At 46.2% G+C, this 20,996-nt stretch carries 21 protein-coding genes; 17 read left to right on the top strand and 4 right to left on the bottom strand.

The window, feature by feature from the left end:
* Positions 1-108 precede the first annotated feature (108 nt).
* The 7 genes from BMY78_RS22780 (at position 109) to sigK (ending at position 6,771) form a co-directional block, all read left to right on the top strand.
* Positions 109-996: a hypothetical protein gene (locus BMY78_RS22780; RefSeq protein WP_090903682.1), complete on the top strand. Its 888-nt coding sequence runs from the start codon at positions 109-111 to the stop codon at positions 994-996.
* An 89-nt stretch (positions 997-1,085) separates the two neighbouring features.
* Complete coding sequence (locus tag BMY78_RS22775) at positions 1,086-1,532, top strand: GNAT family N-acetyltransferase (RefSeq protein ID WP_090903681.1); 447 nt, start codon at positions 1,086-1,088, stop codon at positions 1,530-1,532.
* A gap of 193 nt (positions 1,533-1,725) precedes the next feature.
* Positions 1,726-2,649, top strand: coding sequence for an ADP-ribosylglycohydrolase family protein (locus BMY78_RS22770; protein ID WP_090903680.1), 924 nt, complete (start codon positions 1,726-1,728; stop codon positions 2,647-2,649).
* Between the two features lie 25 nt (positions 2,650-2,674).
* On the top strand, positions 2,675-3,925 hold the full coding sequence (locus BMY78_RS22765) for an MFS transporter (protein WP_090903679.1): 1,251 nt from the start codon (positions 2,675-2,677) through the stop codon (positions 3,923-3,925).
* Between the two features lie 411 nt (positions 3,926-4,336).
* Positions 4,337-5,284 carry an alpha/beta hydrolase gene (locus tag BMY78_RS22760; RefSeq protein WP_090903678.1) on the top strand — a complete coding sequence of 316 codons (948 nt, stop codon included), beginning with the start codon at positions 4,337-4,339 and terminating at the stop codon, positions 5,282-5,284.
* A gap of 476 nt (positions 5,285-5,760) precedes the next feature.
* A complete protein-coding gene (locus tag BMY78_RS22755) occupies positions 5,761-5,940 on the top strand; it encodes a hypothetical protein (protein WP_090903677.1) in 180 nt (59 codons plus the stop codon).
* 129 nt (positions 5,941-6,069) lie between these two features.
* On the top strand, positions 6,070-6,771 hold the full coding sequence (sigK, locus tag BMY78_RS22750) for an RNA polymerase sporulation sigma factor SigK (RefSeq protein ID WP_064636235.1): 702 nt from the start codon (positions 6,070-6,072) through the stop codon (positions 6,769-6,771).
* Between the two features lie 333 nt (positions 6,772-7,104).
* Here the strand turns inward: sigK and BMY78_RS22740 are convergent, their stop codons facing one another.
* The 3 genes from BMY78_RS22740 to BMY78_RS22730 form a co-directional block, all read right to left on the bottom strand.
* Positions 7,105-7,938 carry an alpha/beta hydrolase gene (locus BMY78_RS22740; protein WP_090903676.1) on the bottom strand — a complete coding sequence of 278 codons (834 nt, stop codon included), beginning with the start codon at positions 7,936-7,938 and terminating at the stop codon, positions 7,105-7,107.
* Between the two features lie 53 nt (positions 7,939-7,991).
* Positions 7,992-8,438 (bottom strand): MarR family winged helix-turn-helix transcriptional regulator, encoded by a 447-nt coding sequence (locus BMY78_RS22735; protein WP_256222311.1) that lies wholly within the window; start codon positions 8,436-8,438, stop codon positions 7,992-7,994.
* 122 nt (positions 8,439-8,560) lie between these two features.
* Entirely contained in the window at positions 8,561-9,625 is a 1,065-nt protein-coding gene (locus tag BMY78_RS22730; protein WP_090903675.1) for an ABC transporter substrate-binding protein, read from the bottom strand.
* Positions 9,626-9,791: 166 nt separating this feature from the next.
* Between BMY78_RS22730 and BMY78_RS22725 the strand changes: the two genes are divergently transcribed.
* Positions 9,792-10,868, top strand: a complete 1,077-nt coding sequence (locus tag BMY78_RS22725; RefSeq protein WP_177031237.1) for a FecCD family ABC transporter permease — start codon at positions 9,792-9,794, stop codon at positions 10,866-10,868.
* Positions 10,869-10,870: 2 nt separating this feature from the next.
* Positions 10,871-11,638 (top strand): ABC transporter ATP-binding protein, encoded by a 768-nt coding sequence (locus BMY78_RS22720; RefSeq protein WP_090903674.1) that lies wholly within the window; start codon positions 10,871-10,873, stop codon positions 11,636-11,638.
* Between the two features lie 222 nt (positions 11,639-11,860).
* On the opposite strand, the gene BMY78_RS22715 is transcribed toward BMY78_RS22720, so the two are convergent.
* Positions 11,861-12,463 (bottom strand): TetR/AcrR family transcriptional regulator, encoded by a 603-nt coding sequence (locus BMY78_RS22715; protein ID WP_090903673.1) that lies wholly within the window; start codon positions 12,461-12,463, stop codon positions 11,861-11,863.
* A 231-nt stretch (positions 12,464-12,694) separates the two neighbouring features.
* On the opposite strand from BMY78_RS22715, the gene ssuD reads away from it, so the two are divergent.
* From ssuD to BMY78_RS22675, 8 genes are all read left to right on the top strand, one after another.
* Complete coding sequence (gene ssuD / locus BMY78_RS22710; protein ID WP_090903672.1) at positions 12,695-13,855, top strand: FMNH2-dependent alkanesulfonate monooxygenase; 1,161 nt, start codon at positions 12,695-12,697, stop codon at positions 13,853-13,855.
* A gap of 309 nt (positions 13,856-14,164) precedes the next feature.
* The gene (locus tag BMY78_RS22705) at positions 14,165-14,662 is read left to right on the top strand and encodes a HEAT repeat domain-containing protein (RefSeq protein ID WP_090903671.1); all 498 of its coding nucleotides are present in this window, start codon (positions 14,165-14,167) and stop codon (positions 14,660-14,662) included.
* Positions 14,663-14,749: 87 nt separating this feature from the next.
* Complete coding sequence (rnhA, locus tag BMY78_RS22700) at positions 14,750-15,412, top strand: ribonuclease H (RefSeq protein ID WP_090903670.1); 663 nt, start codon at positions 14,750-14,752, stop codon at positions 15,410-15,412.
* A gap of 195 nt (positions 15,413-15,607) precedes the next feature.
* Positions 15,608-16,477, top strand: a complete 870-nt coding sequence (locus tag BMY78_RS22695) for an alpha/beta fold hydrolase (RefSeq protein ID WP_090903669.1) — start codon at positions 15,608-15,610, stop codon at positions 16,475-16,477.
* 154 nt (positions 16,478-16,631) lie between these two features.
* The gene (locus BMY78_RS22690) at positions 16,632-17,621 is read left to right on the top strand and encodes a serine/threonine protein kinase (RefSeq protein WP_090903668.1); all 990 of its coding nucleotides are present in this window, start codon (positions 16,632-16,634) and stop codon (positions 17,619-17,621) included.
* Positions 17,622-17,873: 252 nt separating this feature from the next.
* On the top strand, positions 17,874-19,187 hold the full coding sequence (locus BMY78_RS22685; RefSeq protein ID WP_256222310.1) for an ABC transporter substrate-binding protein: 1,314 nt from the start codon (positions 17,874-17,876) through the stop codon (positions 19,185-19,187).
* A 68-nt stretch (positions 19,188-19,255) separates the two neighbouring features.
* On the top strand, positions 19,256-20,137 hold the full coding sequence (locus BMY78_RS22680) for a carbohydrate ABC transporter permease (protein WP_090903667.1): 882 nt from the start codon (positions 19,256-19,258) through the stop codon (positions 20,135-20,137).
* Between the two features lie 26 nt (positions 20,138-20,163).
* A complete protein-coding gene (locus BMY78_RS22675; RefSeq protein ID WP_090903988.1) occupies positions 20,164-20,982 on the top strand; it encodes a carbohydrate ABC transporter permease in 819 nt (272 codons plus the stop codon).
* Positions 20,983-20,996 lie beyond the last annotated feature (14 nt).

The following is a 20,996-nucleotide window of genomic DNA, read 5'->3' as shown; positions in this document are numbered from 1 at the left end:
CTATGATTGAGCGACGGGTCAGCCGTGTAAGTAATACTAAGCTGTCAAGTTAACAAGTCAGGCAACATGGACAAGCATCATTGCGTATAAGCTAACGGAGGTGTTCATATGCGGAATACGATGAATATTAGTGCATCATTACTTGTTTTGGTTATGGGATTCTCGCTTGTGGCCTGCGGCAATAGTAGCCCTACTGCTCAACCACCCGCGAATAATACAGAAAAACAGACACCGGCACCAGGGAAGCAGCCTGAGGAAAGTGCTGTGATTGAAGCGGAAGGCATTTTGACCGGATGGGCAGATCCGCACACGGTTGAAATTCGTGTGAAAGAGGAACCGATGTCTTTCCAGGTGGGTGAAAATCTGCAGAAATCTTTGGATGACATTGACGACGAAGATTCCGTTCAATTCAAATATGTAGAGAAAGCCATTGAAGGCGACACAACGACCAAACAGCTGGTGCTTACGGAAATCGCCAAGGTCGAGTCCAATGACGGTAACGGTAACAATGCAGGCGGTAATGTTACATCTAATCGTGCCAAAACATCCGAGCTGGAAGTGACCGTGGAAGGCATGACCGAAAAGCGCGCAGTTACACTGGCTCAAGGCAAAGGATACTCATTATATGTGTTTGAACCGATGGTTTACGATGCGGATGATCAAGAATTGACCATGAAGATTGATCCGGATTACGAGGTCGAGATTGAAAAACTGCCTTCGGATTATAACCTGAATGAACTGAAGTCAGATGCGAAGAAAGAACTGTCAGAAACTGGAATTGTCAAACAATTGAGCGAGGAAAAGCTTAGCAATGGACCGATGAAAGAGGCAAAATTGTTCATGATGTCTCAAAACAATAAGAAAACGGAGTATTTCATCGTAAAAGAGCTGGATGGCAATGGATTCGCTTTCCATATCCATGTACCGGTTGGCGAACCTTCAGAGGGCTTCCTGCCTATGGTTTATGCCTCCATCAATTCCATCATGAACGAGTAAGCGTGCTTTGATAAGGGATGCAAAAATAAATGAGTTACCATTTAGTTCAGTTGTAACATGATCCTGTAGCGAATTGAGAGGTTTATCAAATGCCAGGAAAAAAGATAAGACATATCAGGGTGTCGGATGCTCATGATATTTATCTGCTGAATCAGGAATTTAACCCGAGTCTGCGTGGATTTTCCGAGCAGCAGGTTAAGGCAAAGATTGAGGTCATTCTAACGAAAACGAATGATATGATTTTGGTATGTGAGCAGGATAACGAAGTCATTGGTTATATTCATGGAAGTCGATATGAGTTGCTTTTTGCCGACTCTCTACTCAACATTTTAGGATTTGTTGTGAAGGAAAAGGCTAGAAATCAGGGCACAGGCAGCCTGTTGATAGAGTCTCTGGAGCAATGGGGAAAGAATAATGGCTACTCCGGAATTAAGCTGCTGTCTCATCCGAGTCGTACCCATGCTCACCACTTTTATGAACGACGTGGATATGTATTTACAAAGGATCAGAAAAATTTCATTAAAACATTTGAATAAAATCATTTGAAAAGAGCCGGAAGGAACGATGCGATAAGCATAGGTTCCTCCCGGCTTTTTGGCCGTATGTCTGTTCAGTTTGCTGAATTCAACCCGTTGACCTATTGTTAATAAAATTCTTTACGGCATATCAAGCCATGTGGGAGAATGGAAGAAGTTATTTGAGAATTAAATCGCGGAGGAGGGATGGACGATGCTGCATAAGGATCGTTTCCAAGGTTGTTTCATTGGGCTTGCCGCGGGAGATGCATTGGGAACCACAGTGGAATTCAGCAGTCCTGGCACATTTGAGCCTGTTACCGATATTGTGGGCGGCGGGGTGTTCAATCTGGCGCCTGGACAGTGGACGGATGATACGTCGATGGCCCTGTGTCTGGCAGAAAGCTTGGTGAGAAAAGAGAACTTTGATCCCGGGGACCAGATGCGCAGATATACGAATTGGTATCAGGTGGGTTACATGAGCAGTACGGGAACCTGCTTTGATATTGGCGGCGCTACTCGGAGTGCTCTTGAACGGTTTGCAGCAACCGGTGAAGCGTATAGTGGTTCAACCAATCCGATGACTGCGGGGAATGGTTCAATCATGCGGCTCGCACCTGTAGCCATGGCATATGCCAACCAGCCGGATCAAGCAGTGCGGTATGCTGGGTTGAGTTCCAGAACGACCCATGCCGCTGTTGAAAGTGTGGAAGCATGTGAAGTGCTGGCGGCAATATTGGTTGCAGGGATGCGCGGAGCGGACAAGGACGTGATGTTACGGCCTGATACCTGCCGCCAGTGGAGGGAAGAGAAATCTTTTTCACCAGCGATTGAAGAAATTGTTCAAGGATCATACCGAGATAAAGTACCGCCTGATATTCAGGGGAGCGGCTATGTTGTTCGTTCACTTGAAGCAGCGTTATGGGCATTCCATCAATCATCGACCTTCGAAGAGGGTGCGCTGCTGGCAGTGAATCTGGGGGATGATGCGGACACAACGGGAGCGGTATATGGGCAAATTGCCGGGGCGTATTATGGATTGAGTGGCATTCCGGCACACTGGCGAGAGAAGCTGGCCATGCAGGATACGCTGGTTGAATTGTCGGAGGCATTGTGGTTAAAGGCGGAAGCTAGATAGAAGAGACAGGAGAATAAAACATCATATGCGTAAGACAGAATCAACTAAAGCGGAATCCGAAGTTCCGACATCCGCTAAACGAGGGGCGTTTCCCTTATCCCTGTTATGCCTGACGGTAGGGGCTTTTGCCATTGGCATGACAGAGTTTATTATTATGGGCCTTCTGCCCAATGTGGCTGCGGATTTGAATGTGAGTATCCCTCAAGCAGGGCAGTTAATTACGGGTTACGCGCTTGGTGTGGCGGTGGGTGCGCCTGTACTAACCGTGTTCACGCACAAGATTCCGCAGAAAAAACTGCTGGTACTGCTGATGTGTATTTTTATCATTGGTAATGCATTGTCTGTTATTGCACCAACTTACGGGCTGCTCATCTCGGCACGTATTCTAACGGCGTTTGCCCACGGTACGTTTCTGGGTGTAGGTTCGCTGATGGCAACACGATTGGTTGCACCGGAGAGAAGGGCGGGGGCGGTATCCGTAGTCCTGGCTGGATTAACGATTGCCAACATTATCGGTGTGCCGTTTGGTACCTTCATCGGGCAGCAACTCGGATGGCGGTCATCATTTGGAGCCATTACCATTCTGGGCATCATCTCATTGCTTGGTATCATTCGTTTCATCCCGGTGATTCAGCAGGGACCGCCAGCAAACCTGGGACAGCAATTCCGGAATTTGGTTCGCCCCCAAGTGTTATTAATATTGCTGATTGGTGCGTTAGGTTGTGGAAGTCTGTTCGCTGTGTTCACCTATATAACACCAATGCTTGTTGATATTAGTGGTTTTGCCGAGCAGAGCGTGACCTGGATTCTGGTGCTGTTCGGTGTCGGCGTTACGTTGGGGAATATGCTTGGTGGTCGTCTGGCAGACTGGAAGCTGATGCCTTCGTTAATGGTTAACTTCGGTATATTGGCAGTTCTGTTGGCGGCCTTAACGTTGACGCTGGACAATTCGTATCTCGCGGTAATCACCATCTTCTGTTGGGGCGTTGCGGCTTTTGGTATTATGCCAGGCCTGCAAATTCGAATTATGAATATGACCCGCGAAGCACCGTTGCTGGCGACAACGTCGAGTCACTCGGCCTTTAATCTGGGCAACGCAGGTGGTGCCTATTTGGGCGGGTTTGCAATCACGCATACGGGGCTCATCTCGGTACCGTTGTATGCAGCAGTTATTGCAGCACTTGGGTTGCTTGGACTGTGTATCAGTCAGGTGATGGAACGTAAACAGACCTTGGCCGAAAATCCTGAAGTGGTTAAGCCAGTATCGTTACACTAAAAAGATCGTCAAGAAAGCCTCAGCCCTCCTGTTTAAAACAGGGAAGCTGAGGCTTTTTTGTACTCTACTTTTTTTAATCGATTCCAATCTCATTAAGTCGCACATAGCCCTGTTTACATATTCAAATGTTCAGAGTAACAGATAAAGAGATATACTTTTTAAAGAAAAAACAATGGATATTTAAGTATTATGAGTTATTTTATACGTTATAATGGAATCAATTGTAAATAAATGCGAAATTCCTTTTCTTTTTTTGCCCGAGAAATCGTAAGGATTCAGGCAATATATGCTGAAAGGGGGTGAACTTCACGTTTTGTTGTAAGTGCTTTCAATTCGTATGTTCTATGTAAGACCCGCTTCGAACTATGCTTGCATGCTCCACAATAAAATGGGTAAAGGAGAAGTAATCATATGAAAAAACGTTTGTCTTCCATTTTGAGTCTTTCAATAACCGCTGCATTACTTGTGCCAACGATGGCTTTTGCCACTGAGTCGAATGAAGGGGTCACCGCAACCTCTCTCCAGGAAATTGGAAATCATGGATCTGTGAATGCCTCAAGCTTTGAAAGTCAAAATGCCCTGACTCCAAGTGCGGTTGTGCCTGCACCACCTGGCTATGATTCATATCGGAACAATATTCCGCATGGAAATACCAATCTGATCTCCTATTATTCCACAACGGTTGGCAATGCACGCAAAGCAATGGTGTATACACCGCCAGGATATTCTCCGAATAAAAAGTATAACGTCCTGTATCTCCTGCATGGCATTGGCGGGGATGAGTATGAGTGGGTTAACGCTATGAAACCGAAGAACATTCTGGACAACCTGTATTCCGAAGGTAAGCTGTCAGACATGATCGTAGTTTTCCCAAATGGCCGCGCTATGAAGGATGATCGTCCGATCGGTGACATTTATGCGCCGGATAAGGTGGCTGCATTTGAGCGATTTGAACAAGACTTGCTCAAGGATCTGATCCCTCATATTGAAGCGAATTATCCGGTATATAAAGACCGCAATAGTCGTGCGCTGGCGGGTCTGTCCATGGGTGGTGGACAATCTCTCAACTTCGGGTTGAAGAATCTGGATACCTTCGCCTGGGTCGGCGCTTTCTCCGCAGCACCGAATACAAAGTCGGTGTCGGAATTGGTCACGAATCCGGGACAAGTCGCAAGTAAACTTAAATTGCTGTGGTTATCTTGTGGATCGAGTGACGGTCTGTTATGGGTCAGCCAGAATTTTAAAAACGGCTTGAGCAGCATGAACATTCCGCATACCTGGTATCAGGATGTAGGAGGGCATGAGCCGTCTGTCTGGAACAGCGGACTGTACCAGTTCTCTCAACGTATTTTCAAGTAATCAGTAAGCCTTCATAAAAGGTAGTAATGAGCAGCAGCCTCAGTTCTGTATGGTACAGAGCTGAGGTTTTTGGTATGTGCGTTAAGCCGTCGGCTTGTTTCTCCCAGTCTTGAATGGCGGGTTCTAATGTTGCTTAGCGCATGTTGAATAGAGCCTTCTTTTTTCGAATATACGTACAACTTCTAGGCTTCTGCCTACGACTCAGTAGATCGTCCCTGTTCATCTATGTGTTGAGAGGTAAGGGTACATATCTTTCAGACATACGTAGAAGATAAAAGGTGGAAATTTCCTTTGTTTTCTGTTTAAATGGAAGGCAACATTTTGAGATTTTTAAGAGTCTGGTAATTTCACAGAGGGTGCGGGTTTGGTGTTCCTTACGTTTGAAAAGGAAGGCTAGGTGTCCAAATAAGATGTACTGGGTTCTTTAGATATTACTGCCTCGCATCAAGGGGTGGAGCTACGAGGGAGTCGATGACATGTACTACTATAAGGGTGCGTTCAGAGAAACGGACAATTTTATTTATTTCAAAAGCGATGTTCAATTAGCCGAGAATGATGTCGTGATATTTGGCGAGAAGAAGTATTTTATCGAAAGTGTTGAGAAAGAATTCCTCATCCTTCAGAAGGTGGGGTCTATCGTTTCAGTGAGTGTATGAAATCCTGCGGAAACATTTCCTTTTTCAAGTGTACGTGCACTTCTGGGCACACGCCTACATACAATAAATCGACCCTGTTCCCACATGTGCTCAGGCCAGATCGTTGTAAAACTGCAGGAGGTGTCATCTGTGCCCGGATTGTTTACCGCAATTGCTCTTTTCATTAAAGAGTTAACGTTACTTGTCTCGTATGTCAAAAACAACGCCTTCCCTCAGCCCCTCGCTGAGGATGACGAAGCCAAACATTTACGCCTCATGGCCGAAGGCAATGCTCATTCGCGTAATTTGCTTATCGAACACAATCTGCGCCTCGTCGCGCATATCGTCAAGAAATTTGACAATACTGGCGAAGATCAGGAAGACCTGATTTCGATTGGAACGATTGGTTTAATTAAGGCGATCGAAAGTTTTCAACAAGGCAAAGGGACCAAACTCGCTACGTTTGCTGCCCGTTGTATCGAAAACGAAATACTTATGCATCTTCGCTCCCTGAAGAAAACACGTAAAGACGTATCCTTACACGATCCAATCGGAACGGACAAAGAGGGCAATGAAATTACATTAATCGATATTCTCGGAACAGAAGCCGACGATGTTGTAGATAAGGTGCAGCTCAAGATTGAAAAAAGCAAGATCTACCGCAACCTCGACATCTTGGATGATCGGGAGAAGGAAGTTGTTATTGGCCGATTCGGCTTGGAGGCAGGCGGGGAAGAGCGCACCCAGCGCGAGATAGCCAAGGAACTTGGCATCTCACGCTCCTATGTTTCACGGATTGAAAAGAGGGCGCTGATGAAACTGTATCACGAGTTTTATAAGGCGAAGCAGTGAGATTCAAGCTACAAGGTAGTACGGATAACAATAGACTGTATAGAAAGCGACTTGTCTGCGGATGAGTTGCTTTTTTTGTTTTAGTCGCTGAGCATATCAACGAGTACTGCTTTCCACTGGAGATGAGATGTAACTCAAGATTGGAAAAAAAGCAAAAATTGATCGCAATCTAGACATCTTAGAAGATCGGGAGAAGGAAGTTGTTATTGACCGATTCGGCCTGGAATCAGGCGGGGAAGAGAGCCACCCAACGTGAGAGTGCCAAGGGAACTTGGATCTCACGCTCCCATATATCACGCATTGAGTAGCGGTGTTTTTTTGCTCGCTTTAATTTTATTTTCCCCGATTTAACCATTTCAGGATGATCTCCACAGCTTCCATATACCGCTGGCCGACGAGCAATCCGGTATGGGTTGTATCCCATAGCCCTGCATATTCAGCGTCAAGCTGTTCTGCAGTCAATTGACCTCTTCGCTCCTCATCATCGGATTCTACGGCTTTGATGACCAGACTCGGACATGTAATGAAATCGCCGTTGATGGATACACCTCCGCTTGACCCAAATGCCGCCGAGAACGTGAGAAATGCCTTTGATGATTCCATCTGCAAATATTTACGCTGAAATGCAATATCCTCTGCTGATTCGTCAATACTGCTGTGCTCTTCGCGGGCCGGGGGAGGGATGACAATGTCAGGTATCATTCGATCACTCTCAGGATAGGGAATCAATTGATGAACTTCCTGACTCAGACTGGAATCAATCACGACCAATCCAGCTAAAGCAGTCGCCTCGGCAATCTTCTGACTGAGTATTCCGCCCATGCTGAAACCGATGAGAACAGGGGGCTCGTCACACTCCGCCAGAACTTCCCGGATATCCTCCAAATAGTCCTCAAACGTAATTTTCGTCATATCCATTACCCGGCTTTTGTAATGACTTCTCAGGTTCATGACGTAGCAGGTCCAGCCTTGTTCAACGAAGTGGGGGATATATTTGCTCCACATCCAGCTGCCTGTATATGCGCCATGAACAAACAAGAGGGGAGGCCTTTTTGCTGAATTTACCGAGGGGGGAGCCGTATGACCTTCATATATTTCAAGGTGTAAATCATGTTTTCCTATCGTTTTGACTTCATGTTTAGGTAGCAATTGAGTAAAATCGATCATTAGGACAAACCTCCAAAATTAGTTTTATATCAAACTATTTATCCGAAAAAAATTTAGAAGTTGCTGTGAATTTTCATTAAAATTCGAAGCAGTTCCTTTTTCTCCGCTTCAGTAACATCCGCATAAAACGCGTCCAGCAAGCGCTGCGAGATATCCTCAAAGGCCGGTTTAAGTTGTTCTCCTTTTGCAGTCAATGCCACGTGGACAATCCGTGAATCTGTTGCATCGCGCTCTTTGACGACATAACCGTTGCGAACCAATTTGTCGACAAGTGCAGTGACTGTGGATTTATCCTTGCCAATTTTTTTGGAAATTTCAGCCATGGTCATTCTGGAGTTGTTGTACAGGGCGTAGATAATATCCCCATGCGACGTAGCCAGATCCTGAATTCCCTGCCCAGCCATCTCGGATAAAATGAAGCGGTTGACCTTCTCTTTAATTTTGGATATGAGTGATATAGCGTCTGTCGTTTTCATACGAGTAATATAGTTTGTTATCAAACTAATGTCAAGCTCGGATCTCAAATACTGACACATAAGCGGAGAACAAAAAGAGCAGCGAGAAACATTTTCTCCTGCTCTTCCGATTTTTTCATTCAAATTTGGAAGCAGATGTCCTGCAATTACTTGATCGGATTTGCTTTCATTTCCTGTTCCATCTTCTCAATGCCGTCCAGAATTTGATATCCATAACCCCAGAACTGACTGAAATCCGTCACGTAAATTTGTTTGTTTTTGATGGCATTCATGCTTTGCAGTGCAGGGTTGGCATACAGATTCTGAATCAGCTTGTCGATATCCGGGGAACCGGCATAGGCGGATAAGAGCAGGTAGTCTGGGTTTGCCGTGATTAGCTGTTCCACACTGACTTCGCCTTGCACGCCATCAAACGTATTTTTCAGTTTCAACAGGCTCAGTGCATCCAACTGATACGTATCATTTTGCATGCTGCTCACAGTAATCGTGTCTTCCGTAGCAGGGACGATATAGGCAAAACTATGCTCAGATTGATCCGCCACACTTGTCTTGATGGCTTCAACCCGAGCATTCAGGCTTTCTGTGAATTTTGCGGCGTTGTCCTGTACATCGAAGATTTGGCCCAACTGTGCAATATCCTTATAGAGGCTGTCCAATGTCCCTTGATGATTCGTCGTTTGCAGGAAGGTGCGGATGTTCATGTCATTCAAGCCATCCACGGTACCTACACCCCAGTCTGCGTCTGCGAAGAGGTCGCCACGTCCCAGTACCAGATCTGGACTTGCGCCTACAACGAGCTCTTTGCCCACATAATCTTTGGACAAGACAGGAATTTTCGCAAAATCATCTGCGACATCCGGAGTAACCGTGCCATACAATGCGGCGACTCCAACTATTTTATCGGTCAGCCCAAGCTTGATCAGCATTTCTGCCGCAGATTGGGTATTCGCCACGACACGTTCGGGGGCTTTCTCGAATGTTTGTGATTTTGGTTTCCACTCACCACCTTCCCCTGAGATGGTGAAGTTCTCAATCGTGAGCGGATAGGATGTTTTGCTTGTATTTTCTACTTGAGTTGTTGTTTCGGATGAATGGCTTCCCTCCGCAGCGGGGGTGGTAGTGGTGGAAGAGGATGCATCGGAACATGCTGCAAGCAAGAGCAACAGGAGACTTAAAGAAGCGAACCAAGTGGGTCTGTATTTGAATTTCATCTAGCGACGAGCCCCTTTTCTTTATGATTTTAAATTGACAAAGATAATCATTCTCAATTATAATCCGAGAAAATGCTTTGTAAATAGCTAAATTTTTATTATTCAAATTCAAGTGGAATTGATGGGGGAAGAGATGGCACAGACGGCTCAGATTCAGAAGCAGCTTATGGGAAAAAGGGAGTCCCTGATTCACAGCAAATCCGGTTTTGCAGTATTGATTGCCGCTTTAATCATCGTCATGGTTATTTCGGTTGGGATTGCTGTATCCATTGGGCAGGTGAGCATTCCGCTCGCCGAGTCTTATCGCATTCTGTTGTACAAATTAACCGGATTTCAATTCGGCTCTACGCCGATTGAGGCGGGGTCCTTTACGGATATTATCTGGCAGATTCGCTTTCCGCGTGTATTGATGGCCATGTTTATCGGTGCAGGGTTAGCTTTGTGTGGTGCAGTTATGCAGGCTGCAGTGCAGAATCCACTTGCAGATCCCTATATACTGGGGATCTCCTCTGGAGCTTCGCTCGGGGCTACGTTTGCCATTCTGATCGGATTCGGCGCGATTGGCTGGCTTGGTCAGACCGGGGTGGCCTTCTGGGCATTTGCCGGAGCGATGGGTGCATCCTTGCTGGTCCTGGCTCTTGCAGGTATTCGGGGGAAAATGACATCGGTCAAGCTGGTGCTTGCAGGGATGGTCATTAATGCGCTGTGCAGTGCCTTTTCGAACTTTATCATTTATTTTGCCAACAATGCCGAAGGCATCAAGACGGTAACATTCTGGACTATGGGCAGTCTCGCCTCATCCGGATGGAACAAGCTTCCGCTGATTAGCATCGTTGTGCTCGTAGCCATTTTGTTCTTCCTGTTGCAGTCCCGGGTCCTTAATACGATGCTGCTGGGTGACGAAGCCGCGGTTACACTCGGAATTAATCTCAGTGTATATCGTAGATTGTATATGCTGTTAACGGCTCTCGTCACCGGTGTAATGGTAGCAAGCTGCGGTATGATCGGTTTTGTCGGATTGATTATTCCACATATCGTGAGAGGGCTGGTCGGATCGGATCATCGTAAAGTCATGCCTGTATCCGTTCTGTTCGGTGCCATCTTCCTGATCTGGACGGATGTTATTGCACGATCACTGATTTCCAGCGTTGAATTGCCGATCGGGATCATTACAGCGATGATTGGTGCGCCGATGTTTATGTATATGTTAGTCAAAAAAGGCTACGGTTTTGGAGGAAAATAAACATGAAACTGAATGTAGAAAATGTATCCATATCGGTGCTGAACACGGATATTATCCGGGACATTTCTTTACAGGTAAAAGGCAAGCAATTCGTCGGCCTGATTGGCCCAAACGGTTGTGGCAAATCAACGCTGCTCAAGAGCATCTATAAAGTGATCAAGCCGCAGCAAGGCAAAGTATTTCTTGATGATACGGACATTCTGAAATCTAGTCCCAAGGTCGTGTCCCGGCATATGGGCGTTGTGGGTCAGTTTAACGAATTAAGCTTTGATTTTACGGTGCGTGAAATGGTCATGATGGGTCGCACCCCGCACAAGAAGCTGCTGGAGACAGATAATGAACGGGATTATGAAATCGTGGAACAGGCGTTGGAAAAGGTACATCTGACCGGACATGCGGACCGCAATTACGTGTCCCTGTCCGGCGGGGAGAAGCAGCGTGTGGTCCTCGCCCGAGTGCTGGCGCAGCAGCCCGAATTTCTGATATTGGACGAGCCTACCAATCATCTGGATATCAAATATCAGCTTCAGATCCTCAACATTGTGCGGAGTCTGGATATCGGCATATTGGCTGCGCTTCATGATCTCGAACTCGCCGCAGCGTATTGCGATTACCTCTATGTTGTGAAGCAGGGGCAGATTGTGGTTCATGGCAAACCCGCCGATATCCTAACCCGTGAAATGATCGGTGAAGTATTCGACGTGGAATGTGAAATCTATGAAAATCCGGTTACCGGTGGCTTGGGTATTGCCTATTTGAGTACACGGTGAGACAGGGAACTGTCTTAACTGAAACTCACACATGTTCTCTCGTTATCTCTTCCACTATAACTCCGGTTGCGCAGACAATTACGGAGTAAGCAGCAAAAGAAGAACTGTCTTTAAGCGGAATATATGCTTAAGGACAGTTCTTTTTATTCTAGAGTCAAGTGTCACATGTCACGTGTATTCAGATGCCCTACATCACCTTCTTTGGAGGCTCTGCCACTCCCGCTAAATCGATGCTCCCATCGCTTTATATGTTCCTAACAGGGCAATGCGGGTTAATTGAAGAGCCATATGATGAGGTGAATTTACCTTACTATCAGCAAGCCATTTGTGAATAATTCCAAGGGTGGAGAAGCTGATATGATCCAGTAAAAAATCCAGAGGCACTTCTTTTTGCTCCAGGCCTAACTGGGATATCCGATCCCAAAACATCTCTCTAATCACTTCATTCAACCGGCTGTTGAAATTCCCGGCAGGATTAATGAGTACCATCACCCGATAGAATTCATCATGCTCCAATATATGCTCGAACAATACGATGAAAATGGGATCAGGCTCATTAAATGAAGGTAGGCTCCCAAGGTGAGCATTCCGTTCCGCCAGTAACTGCTCAAGCAGTTGAAATTTCTCATTCACCATGCTATCCAATAAATCATCCTTGTCCAGAAAGTGGGCGTAAAAGGTAGAGCGATTGATATTCGCTTGTTCGGCGATGTCCACGACACTAATTTCGGTGTAGGCTTTCTGTGGCAAAATTTTCAGGAGAGCTTTGGAAATCATCACACGGGTCCGTAAAATTCTTCGATCCACTCCACGGGAGTCATTCACTTCTCATCACCTCGAAAACAACGGATTGATCAACTTTGTTGACCCTTCAAATGGTTTGGGAATGTAGATTATTAAGACATCTCGCAACACATCGGTCAAATGCGTTGTTTAACCGTCAGATTCTGCGTAATTGATCGTTGATATGCAACGGATAATAGCTATCATAATAAATAAAACACACCAAATCAATCGGAAAAATAAAATATAAAAAATAGGAATGAGGTCATACCTATGGAACTGTTTTGGTTTATTCCCACACACGGGGATGGCAGGTATCTTGGAACAAAAGAAGGAGCCCGGGCAGTCAGTTACCATTACTGCAAGCAGGTGGCGCAAGCCGCGGATGAACTTGGATATGCCGGTGTTTTGTTACCTACGGGAAAGTCGTGTGAAGATGCCTGGATTGTGGCTTCATCGCTGATTTCTTCCACGGACAGGCTCAAGTTTCTTGTCGCGGCGCGTCCAGGTCTGATGATGCCAACCACTGCTGCACGCATGGCCGCAACCCTGGATCGTTTCTCCAAAGGAAGACTGCTGATCAATGTGGTGGCTGGTGGAGATCCAATTGAGCTTGAAGGAGAAGGGCTGTTCCTGGACCACGATGAGCGCTATGCGTTAGCCGATGAATTTCTGACCATCTGGCGCAAGGAATTGGAGGGAGAGGCGGTTGACTATGAAGGCCAATATCTGAAGGTTAAGGGTGGCTCCGTCCTGTACCCGGCCATCCAAAAGCCACATCCCCCACTCTATTTTGGAGGTTCCTCGGAAGCAGCAATGGAAGTGGCAGCAGACCATGTCGATGTGTATTTAACGTGGGGTGAGCCTCCGAGTCAGGTGCAAGCCAAAATTCATCAAATGCGGGAGCTGGCTGCGAAAAAAGGAAGAAGCATTCGTTTTGGCATACGTATGCATGTGATTGTGCGTCCCACAGCAGATGAAGCATGGAAGGCCGCTAATGAACTGATCTCCCACCTGGATGAGGAGACGATAGCCGCTGCCCAGAAGATCTATGCCCGCATGGATTCCGTGGGTCAGCAGAGAATGGCCAAGCTGCATAATGGTGATCGTTCCAACCTGGAGATTAGCCCCAATCTGTGGGCGGGCATCGGCTTGGTTAGAGGTGGTGCCGGAACCGCACTTGTTGGTGATCCCGATCAGGTCGCAGCCAGAATCAGAGAGTATGAAGAACTGGGGATTGAGACCTTCATCTTATCCGGTTATCCGCATCTGGAAGAATGTTATCGTACTGCTGAACTGCTGTTTCCAAAGCTTCAGTACTCGCAACATGGAGGAAACGGCGATCATTCCTTTGTTGGTCCATTTGGAGAAATCATTGCCAATAACAACATCCCGGACCACATGGTCAAAACCGAAGTTACCTCCAAGTCCTAATTTCATAACCGATTAAGACAACTAAAGACACCTGAATGAATCCTTCGGGTGTCTTTTTACATGCTGTAGAAAGGGGCCACCTGCGGCCAGCCTCACGTAAACGAGTTGCCCGTTTGGTTCCATCGTGGCCGTTTCTTAGCCTGTTCCTGATCTGGTTAAAAATTTACAATTGTTTAGGACAAGAGATGTGGATGAGGAAAATAGTCCCGACATTATAAGGACCATTATACTACATCCTAAAATAAGGAAATGACCGATATTATTATGGAGAGCTTTCTTCTAACAAAATGAGGAGTGATACAACGTACAATGTATACAAACATGATCCAAAAGCATCTATCCCAAGGAGATATGGAAGGCGTTGTTAAACAAATTGCATATATTGGCGAAAAAAAGGATACCACCCAATTCCCTTTCTTGATTGAACTCCTGAAATCTACGGACAACAAAATACTACGAAACGAAATTGCTATTGCTTTATCTGACATTGGAGATGATCGAGCAGTTGAACCGTTAATTGAAGTCATCACAGACCCCAAGACATCAGGAAGCAGAGGCACATTGCTATACGCTCTTGAAAACCTGAATTACATAGTACATATAGAGAACATTATTCCATTTATCGGTGATTCCAGTCTGGAAGTGAGCGCGCAGTCATTCATGTTGCTGGAGCAAATGATGGATAAGTTATCGGATTTACAAAACCTTAGGTGTCAACAACTTATTGAAATGCAAATCTCACATAACCAAAGCAAGCTTCTGGAAGTAGCATTAGACATGTTGAAGAAATGGAGGTATCAAGTGTAGAAAATAGATGAACACGTTTCTTTCAATCTGACCTCGCTATCGTTTACAATAAGGAATTGAATGCAGCAAACGAAGGAGCGGGTCATATTGGCAAAGCAGAAATACTATGTCGTCTGGGCAGGAAAGCAGCCTGGCATATATAGCACATGGGCGGAATGCAAAGCACAGACGGATCATTTTACCGGAGCAAAATATAAATCGTATGAATCGAAAGCTGCAGCCGAAGAGGCATATCGTGCGGGATGGAAAGGAAACTGGGGTACTGGGGCCAGTGGTTCAGGCGCTTCTTCGAAGACGAAGTCAGGCACTAGCGGAAGAAGCGCGGGCATGGAGACCTCTGCAGAAATTGACTATGACAGCATCTCAGTTGATGTTGGTACGCGTGGGAATCCAGGGCCAGTGGAATATAAAGGTGTGGATACCCGCACGGGTGAGATTATTTTCTCCGTTGGGCCAATTTCCAAAGGTACGAATAATCTGGGTGAATTTCTGGCAATCGTACATGCCTTGGCGTATCTCAAAAAAGAGGGCAGTAACAAGACGGTTTATACGGACTCCGTCAATGCAATGAAATGGTTAAAGCAAAAAGCGGTATCCACCACACTCGCAAGGGATGCTTCCACCGAAGAGATCTGGCTGATGATTGACCGTGCAGAGCAGTGGCTCCGGACGAATACGTACAGCAATAAAGTGCTAAAATGGCAGACCAAGCAGTGGGGCGAAATCAAGGCGGATTATGGCCGAAAATAGCCCTATTTCTCTACAATTTCTGTATTATTAATTTTCTATGAGAAACGATGTTTACAATTTCCAGTTTCCATTCTATAATCAGTTCATTATGATAAGTTACACATATGAAGGAGCCTGTCATCAGCGGGCTCTTTTATATTTATGGACCTTAAAATCCATAACATGTTGAAAGAGTATACTTTGCAGGAGGCAGACATGAGTTCCATTTATAGAAGTGAAGAAGGCAAGAACAGCATACTTGAGGAATACGAAGCGTATGTTGAGCAATTGGGCGAAGGTTTTACACGAGAGTACGTCGAGACACGTTTTGGACAAACGCATGTTTTATTAACAGGTCCAGAAGACGGTAAGCCGCTATTTATTCTCCAGGGCGGAAATTGTGTGAATCCGATGACGTTGTCATGGTTTTCTTCCCTATTCAAAGATTACCGGATTATCGCGCCGGATACGATCGGTCATCCAGGCTACAGTGAAGAAACACGAATTTCGGCAAGGTTTGATAGTTTGGCTTTGTGGATTTCTGATTTGCTGGACCACTACAAGATCGAAAAAAGTGCGTTTATCGGTCCTTCCTTTGGAGGCGGAATTATCCTAAGACTGGCAACTTACATTCCGGACCGAATTGCATGTTCTGTTCTGGTAGCACCCGCTGGACTGGCCGTAGGATCCAAAATTAAAATGGCTCAGGATATCGTGTTGCCACTCGTAACGTACAAAATGACTTCTTCTCCAACTTCTTTGCAAAAGATCGCGGATATCATGTCATGCAGTTGTATGAAAGAAATAGATAAAAATATAATCGGGAAAATCTTCAAATACGTCAGTCTGGAGCAGGATATGCCCAAGCTTACGGAGCAGGAGGAATTGGTAAATTATACATCGCCAACACTGCTCTTGGTGGGAGAGAAGGATGTCTTTTTCCCGGCAGATAAGGTCATTGAAAGAGCTCAGAAGATTATTCCGAATGTCAAAGCAATCAAATACGACACAGGTCATTTCCCATCTCAAGACGTGTTGATGCAGATGAACCAAGAAATTCAGCAATTTTTACAGAAGAATTATTAAATTTAGAAAATTTTAATTTTTCCGCATGGTTGTGATTCAAATTGCATCATTTGGTTTATATAGATGGTTGGCGATGAAACGCCTGTCTGGTTGGACTGAATGATGCAACATGCGGCAAGTCTTCCGATCGACAAGGTTGAAAAGAGGGTCTGTTATGAAAAAGGACAATTGCAAAATGGCATTGCAGCGCAATGTAATTTTAAACGATACATATCAGGTAAGACATCTCATGGCCAGCAGTGAGCTGGCTATTGTATATGCAGGAAGAGATCGGAATACAGGTGCTAAGGTAGCGATCAAGGAATTTTTCCCGCAAAGGTTGGCAGCACGTCAGGCTGACAAACGGGGAGTGTTCTGTTCTTCACGAGGGTTTAGTGGTCAGTATCAGGAACTTCTTGCTGCATTTTTGGTAGAAGGAGAGCTGTTATCCACGTTGAATCATCCTCATATTGTTACGTACGTGGATCATTTCGAAGAAAATGATACAGGGTATCTTGTTATGGAATACTGCACAGGCGTAACCTTGACCGAATATCTGATTGAGCGAAATCATGCGCTGGACGCGGCGTTTATTACGGAGACATTACTTCCGCTGGTAGATACACTGGACTATATTCATAAGCAGGGAATTCTTCATCGTGATGTGAAGCCATCCAATATTATGGTGATGGAAGACGGTACGCCCAAACTACTGGACTTCGGTTCAGCAGCTCGCTGGCCTGTACAATCCGGGGAAAAACAGGCGATCTTTACATCGGCAGGGTATTCGCCGCTTGAGTTCTACTCCGAGAAATCCAGTCAGGGACCGATGTCAGACATATATAGCCTGGCAGCGTTGCTTCATTATTGGACATGCGGGCAGCCACCTATGGATGTAAAACAGCGACTGTTTCGCGATGAATTGCCATCTGTGCGTTCTCATAATGAGTATGTGAATCGTTGGCTCGCACGCGTTATTCACTGGGGATTATCGGTTCGTTCCGAGCAACGCTGTGCTTCTCTCGCTTGGGTTAAGAGATCACTTCAAGTACAAGCCTGGATGTGGAAAATACGCAAACCTGGCACGGTTGAATGGGCTTTGGCTGAGAATGAACATACCCAAATCTATGAAGCAGAGCCGAAGAAACAGCATGAGACGGCTTGATTGCAGCCTGGTCTTATACATATAGTCGTAACAAACAAGTCAGTTTGGTCCTTACACGGATCGAACTGGCTTTTTTTTGTGTTTTATTAGCCTAAAAGAAAAATTATTTCTTTTTTTAATTTATTTCTGGAAGAATACTTCATTCTAACTCCAGGGTCTGCATATACTCCATTGGAAAGATGGAGTAATTAGCCAGGAAATCTGACGTAAGCGCCGGCTCCCGTCTTACACCAAACTGAGGGGGAATGTTGTGTGACCACCAACAGAAAGGGCTTCACAGTATCTTTGCTGCTAGTCGTTATGATGTCTATGTTACTTGCCGCCTGCGGAGGAAATGACAATACGGCTGGTAGACCGAGTCCGGGAAGCACTGGGGAGACGGGTACGGAAGCTGGAAAGCCGGTGACGCTGGAGTTTTGGACGATTGCTTTACAGCCAACGTTCAACGATTACTTCAATGAATTGATTGCCAAGTATGAGAGCAGTCATCCTGGCGTGAAAGTTGAGTGGAAGGACTATCCATATGATGCCATTTCACAGCGTTTATTGACCAGCACGGCCAGTGGCAAAAGCCCTGATGTTGTGAACCTTAATACCGAATTCGCCAGTCAATTGGGAAGTAAGGGAGCGCTGCTGAATCTGAATGAATACCTGACAGATGAGGAAGCGAAGAGTTACTTTGAAGGCATTTATAATTCTACTGTTTTCGATGGCAAAGCTTACGCGCTCCCTTGGTACACAGGTACCGAAGTGCTGTTCATGAATACCAAGCTGGTGAAAGAGGCAGGCCTTGATCCGGCAAATCCGCCGCAGACCCGAGAGGAACTTGTGGAGTGGGCCCGTCAGGTCCATGAAAAGACAGGAGTGGCCGGTTATGCGCAGCAGCTTGTCTCCAAGCTGTTTCCAATCGACGGCATCCCGATTCTAAATGAGGACAAAACGGCCGCCGCTTTCAATACGCCGGAAGCAGAGGCGATGATCGCTCAAATGCGTGATCTGATGGCCGAAGGCGTGGTGCTGAAGGAGGATGCGGAATTCAGCAAGCAGATCCAGTATTTTTCCGGGGAGCAGGTCGCTTTCCAGTTGTCGGGTCCAACCTTTATCAACTTCATCAAGAAGTCTGCACCGGATGTTTACAAGAATACGATTGCGGTAACCCTCCCAACAGGCAAAGCGAACCTGCGGCTCTCCAATTCCATGGATCTCGTTGTACCACAGAAATCCAAAAACCCTGAGCAAGCGGTGGAATTTGCCGCCTTTATTACCAATGCAGAGAACCAGACTGCCTTCTCCAAGGTAGCCAACACGCTACCATCGAGCAAAGCCTCCATTGAAGATCCGTTCTTTACGCAATCCGACGGGTCGCTGGAAGCCGAAGCCAAGGTAGCTTCCTCCCAAAGTCTCGATAAGGCCACTGATTACATGGTCGGCGTACCGAATGCAGGAGATATCAACTCCGCATTGGCACGGGGCTTGCAGGAAATTTTGATGAACGGAGCAGATATTAAAGAAACGTTGAACGCAGTGGAGAAGGAAGTTAACCAAATTCTTAACCAGGATTCCTGAACTTATGCGGTACAGTCTGATGAGGGGGAGTACTCCCCCTCGATCCTAGAAGAGAGGGAGGCGTAGCTGTGTACAAGGCGATTCGATCCGAATCTTTTGCTGCATGGGCGTTTATGGCACCGGGATTGTTGTTTCTGGCGATTTTCACCTTTTGGCCGATTATTTACGGGATACCCCTCTCATTAACCGATTATTCTGTCATTACAGAGACACATTTCGTTGGTCTGGATAACTTTACCCGGGCCTTTCAAGATCACAATTTCCTGATTTCGCTGTGGAATTCGCTGGTGTATGTGCTGGTTGTGCCGGTGATTCAAATCATCTCGATCCTCATGGCCATTCTGGTTAACAGCCGGATTCCGGGTGTCAAAATGTTCAGAGCTGCCTACTACATACCGGTTGTAACTTCCATGGTCGCAGTGGCGCTGATCTGGAGCTGGCTGTTGGGCAATAACGGTGTAGTCAATTACCTGCTGCTGAAGGTTGGCATTCTCAGTGAGCAGGTCTCCTGGCTTTCCACAAGCAGTACGGCGCTGTATGTGCTGATGTTCATCACCATGTGGAAGGGTCTCGGCTATTATATGATGCTCTATCTGGCTGGGCTTCAGGGAATTCCGGCAGATCTATACGAAGCCGCCAGAGTGGATGGAGCAGGACCGCTGAGACTGATTATTCATGTAACGCTTCCGCTGCTGCGGCCGCATATTCTCTTTTGCACCGTAATTTCGGTGATGGGTGCCGTTCGTGTATTCGATGAGGTCTATATTCTTACCAAGGGCGGGCCGGGAACGTCCACGTTGACCTCGAGCGTATATATTTTTCAAAAAGGGCTGGAGCAATTCAATTTCGGGTATGCCTCGGCACTTGGCTTGATCGTCAGTGTGATGGTAGCAGCGCTCAGTGTGTTGGTGTTCCGGCTGAACCGGAGAGGCGGGGTGAATACCTATTGATTCGGCGTACGCTTTTGTCTAAAAAAATGAAAAAAGGCCTTCGTCATTTGATCATTTATGTACTGTTGATTTTGCTTGCCCTGTTTATGATGGGTCCTTTTCTGTGGTTGCTCAGCGTATCGCTGATGCCTGGTCGTAATGTGTTCGCGAATCCACCAGCAATTCTACCTACCTTCATCGCTTTCGATAACTACGTGCAGGTGTGGGAGTTCATGGATTTTCCACGCTACATCATAAATACGGTGGTGATTACGCTTCTTGGGGTGGTATTTAACATCTTCTTGTCCTGCCTCACGGCGTATCCACTCGCGACCTTTCGGTTCAGGGGACGTAATCTGGTGTTCACGCTGCTAATCTCGACCATGATTATTCCGTCGGCAACGGCGATGATTGTGCATTATTTAACCATTCAGGCGTTTCACTTGGGCAATACGTTTCTTGGTGTTGTGCTTCCGGCCGCGGTGTCGGTATTTAACATCTTTCTGATGCGACAAACGTTTCTGGGCATACCGACGGATATTCGGGATTCTGGCAAAATGGATGGAGCCTCCGAATTCCGTATCTTCGTGCAGCTTGTCATGCCATTGGTCAAACCAGGGGTTGCTGTCATTGGTTTGCTTGAGGTTATGGCATTCTGGAACAATTTCCTGTGGCCGATTGTGGTGCTGGATGATCCGCAGAAATATCCGCTGGCTGCGGCCCTGACGTATCTGAACGGCCAGTTCTCGTATAATTTTGGCTGGATTGCCGCCGGCACCATGATCTCGGTGCTGCCGATTATCATCGTGTTCCTTTTCACCCAAAAATACTATATGGAAGGCATCGCCGGAGCGATTAAAGGATAAAAAACACAGAAAGG

The organism is Paenibacillus sp. OK076 (assembly GCF_900110055.1).
Classification (GTDB): Bacteria; Bacillota; Bacilli; order Paenibacillales; family Paenibacillaceae; genus Paenibacillus.
Note: the sequence above shows the minus strand (reverse complement) of the source record. Positions and strands in the feature narration are given on the sequence as shown.

Coding starts and splice junctions, on each gene's coding strand:
- BMY78_RS22695 (WP_090903669.1), top strand. CDS start 15,608: ATGAGTTCCATTTATAGAAGTGAAGAAGGCAAGAACAGCATACTTGAG.
- BMY78_RS22765 (WP_090903679.1), top strand. CDS start 2,675: ATGCGTAAGACAGAATCAACTAAAGCGGAATCCGAAGTTCCGACATCC.
- BMY78_RS22730 (WP_090903675.1), bottom strand. CDS start 9,625: ATGAAATTCAAATACAGACCCACTTGGTTCGCTTCTTTAAGTCTCCTG.
- BMY78_RS22780 (WP_090903682.1), top strand. CDS start 109: ATGCGGAATACGATGAATATTAGTGCATCATTACTTGTTTTGGTTATG.
- BMY78_RS22720 (WP_090903674.1), top strand. CDS start 10,871: ATGAAACTGAATGTAGAAAATGTATCCATATCGGTGCTGAACACGGAT.
- BMY78_RS22775 (WP_090903681.1), top strand. CDS start 1,086: ATGCCAGGAAAAAAGATAAGACATATCAGGGTGTCGGATGCTCATGAT.
- BMY78_RS22760 (WP_090903678.1), top strand. CDS start 4,337: ATGAAAAAACGTTTGTCTTCCATTTTGAGTCTTTCAATAACCGCTGCA.
- BMY78_RS22690 (WP_090903668.1), top strand. CDS start 16,632: ATGAAAAAGGACAATTGCAAAATGGCATTGCAGCGCAATGTAATTTTA.
- BMY78_RS22740 (WP_090903676.1), bottom strand. CDS start 7,938: ATGATCGATTTTACTCAATTGCTACCTAAACATGAAGTCAAAACGATA.
- BMY78_RS22705 (WP_090903671.1), top strand. CDS start 14,165: ATGTATACAAACATGATCCAAAAGCATCTATCCCAAGGAGATATGGAA.
- BMY78_RS22755 (WP_090903677.1), top strand. CDS start 5,761: ATGTACTACTATAAGGGTGCGTTCAGAGAAACGGACAATTTTATTTAT.
- BMY78_RS22725 (WP_177031237.1), top strand. CDS start 9,792: ATGGGAAAAAGGGAGTCCCTGATTCACAGCAAATCCGGTTTTGCAGTA.
- ssuD (WP_090903672.1), top strand. CDS start 12,695: ATGGAACTGTTTTGGTTTATTCCCACACACGGGGATGGCAGGTATCTT.
- BMY78_RS22770 (WP_090903680.1), top strand. CDS start 1,726: ATGCTGCATAAGGATCGTTTCCAAGGTTGTTTCATTGGGCTTGCCGCG.
- BMY78_RS22675 (WP_090903988.1), top strand. CDS start 20,164: ATGAAAAAAGGCCTTCGTCATTTGATCATTTATGTACTGTTGATTTTG.